The 2439-nt window shown below is 65.7% G+C and carries 2 protein-coding genes; both read right to left on the bottom strand.

All coding sequences use genetic code 11. The features are described 5' to 3' along the window. The coding region (locus WAL33_RS08475; RefSeq protein ID WP_422180382.1) for a PepSY domain-containing protein at positions 1–198 on the bottom strand (198 nt) is incomplete at its 3' end. 12 nt (positions 199–210) lie between these two features. Then, a partial coding sequence (locus WAL33_RS08470) for a TonB-dependent receptor (protein WP_422180380.1) occupies positions 211–2439 on the bottom strand: 2229 nt, incomplete at its 5' end.

The following is a 2439-nucleotide window of genomic DNA, read 5'->3' as shown; positions in this document are numbered from 1 at the left end:
CGTCAGCGCCAGGTGGTCATAGGGCCGATCCAGCCAGGCCTCGACCTGCGGCTTGAACAGGTAGATCGAGCCGGTGATCGCCAGGATGACGATGAACGGTGCGCAGAACAGCCCGGCGTAGAAGTGCCAGCGCCAGATCGCGCGGTAGTCGAAGATCGTCCGTCGGGCCTTGGCCAGGGCAGGGCTGGAAGCGGTCATGGGGTCAGGCTCCTACCACTTGGTCTTGATGTCGACGACGAAGGTCCGCTGCGGCAGCGGGTGCGAGACGTAGGCCCGGTCGTTGAACAGATTGTCGATCCCGATGCTGAGCTGGGCCTTCTTGGTGACGTCCCACGACGCCCGCGTATCGACCGTGAAGTATTCGGTCTGGAAGCCGTAGGCGTCGCCGCGCACCAGGCCGAACAGGTCGGAATTGGGCCGCGAGGCGTAGCGCCAGCCCAACGAGGCCTTGAGGCTGTCGCTGATGCGATAACGGACATTACCGCTGGAGCGCCAATCGGGTATGCGCGGGAACTTCACCCCCTCGGCGGCGGTGTTGGCGGCGTTCCTGATCGTCTTGGCGTCGATCCGCGTGACATTGGCGTCGATGTCCAGGCCCGGGATCAGGACGTCGCTGGCCTCCAGGATCAGCTCCAGACCGTATTGCCGGACCTTGTCGACGTTCTTGTACGAGGTGATGACCGTGCCGTACTGGTTCAGGCCGCTGAAGCTGAAGATCGCATCGTCGATGTCCTGGTAGAACAGGCTGGTCGTTGAGCGGACCTTCCCGAACGTCCGACGCAGGATGACGCTGGCGTCCTTGGACTTTTCAGACTTCAGGTTGGGGTCATAGCTGGTGGGATCGATCTGGCGGGTGATGTCATCGAACCGGCCCTGGAAGAGTTCGCCGACGGTCGGAAAACGCTTGGCGGTCCCGAGGCTGACCTGCAGCTCGAAGCCACCCGGAATCTGGCCTTGCATCGAGAGCTTCGGGCTGACCGAGGTCTCGTCGCGTTCCGGATAGGTGCTGTCGACGCGCGCGCCGCTCACCCGCTTGCCGATGCCGCCGTCAAAGGCCCGCCAGCTGTCGAAGCGCAGGCCGCCGGTCAGGACGAAGTTGCCGTCCAGGTCATAGGCGTCCTCGGCCCAGACGCCCCACAGGCTGGTCTTGCCGTAGGTCGAGGTCGAGTAGACCGGCGCGGTCGCCCTATGCCAGTTGGTCGTGGTGTAGGTGTCGGTTCCGGCCTCGTAGAGGTTGGCGTTCATGCCAACGCCGACCTCGTGCTTGCCGAAGGCGCGGTCGAAGGTCGCATCGCCCGTCCACCAGCCCGGCTTGGTCTGGCGGCTCTGGGTGCCCGCGCCGTTGCTCGCGCCCGTGGCGTAGTCGTTGGAGGTGCGCGAATCCTGGTCGGGGATCCAGTAGCGCGACAGGTTGAACGCGGCCTTCCAGCCGGCCAGCGGGCCGGCCAGCTTCAGGCCGGCCAGATATTCGGTGCGGTCGGTCTCGGAGAAGGTGAGGCCCGTGGCGTTCCAGGTCTTGCCGCCATAGCTGACCTTGCCCTGATAGACCGCCTTGCCCGATGCATCGACCAGCCAGCTGCGCGGATTGGTCAGGTCCTGGTTGGTCTTCCAGGCAAAGCCCAGGGCCTGGATGTCCCAGCCGTTGGCCGCCGCATAGCCGAGCCGAAGGCGAAGCTGGTCCTGGATCACATGCACCGGCGAGGCCGCGCCAAACACCGGCGTGGCCAGGCGCTTGTCGTCATAGGCGCCGGTGACGGCCGTTCCCGTTCCGGTCGTCGCCGACAACAGGTTGTAGGTCATCGACTGGCCGGTGTTCTCGAAATGCCGGAAGCCGCCGCGCACGCTCCACGGGCCGTCGTCCTGCTTGTAGGAGATCCCGCCCTCGGCGCTGTAGCCCTTGAAGGTCTGATCAAAGCCGTACTCCTTGAACGGCATGATCATGGTCTGGGCGTTGGCGTAGATCTCGCGACCCGGCTCGGGCTCGCGGGTGGTGACCGAGATCACCCCGCCCATCGAGTTGCCGCCGTAACGGGCCGAATAGGGTCCGTAGACGATGTCGAACTGGCGCACTTCCGCCGGGCCGACGACGTTCCACTTGGGCGGATAGTCGTAGCGGTTGCCCAGGAAGTTGGAGACCAGGAAGCCGTCGACCAGCACGATGGTGCGGGCGCTCTGGACGGTGTTGGTCCCCCGCAGGGCGACGACGGCGTTGTCGTCGCCGGCGAAGCGTTTGCGCACGAAGAAGTCGGGCGCGTACTTCATCAGGTCTTCGACATTGACCGCGTTGATCGCCTCGAACTCGGTCTGGCCCAGCGAGACCGCGAGACCGCGCGGCACGACGGTGACCGGCTTGTCCCCGCGCCCCACGACCAGGACCTGATCGACTTCGGCGGGCTCGGTGTCGGCGGGATCGGTCGCCGCGGCGACGCGGTCGTCGGC

Source organism: Caulobacter sp., from assembly GCF_049283275.1.
Lineage (GTDB): Bacteria > Pseudomonadota > Alphaproteobacteria > Caulobacterales > Caulobacteraceae > Caulobacter.
This window is presented reverse-complemented; position numbering and strand designations above follow the sequence as displayed.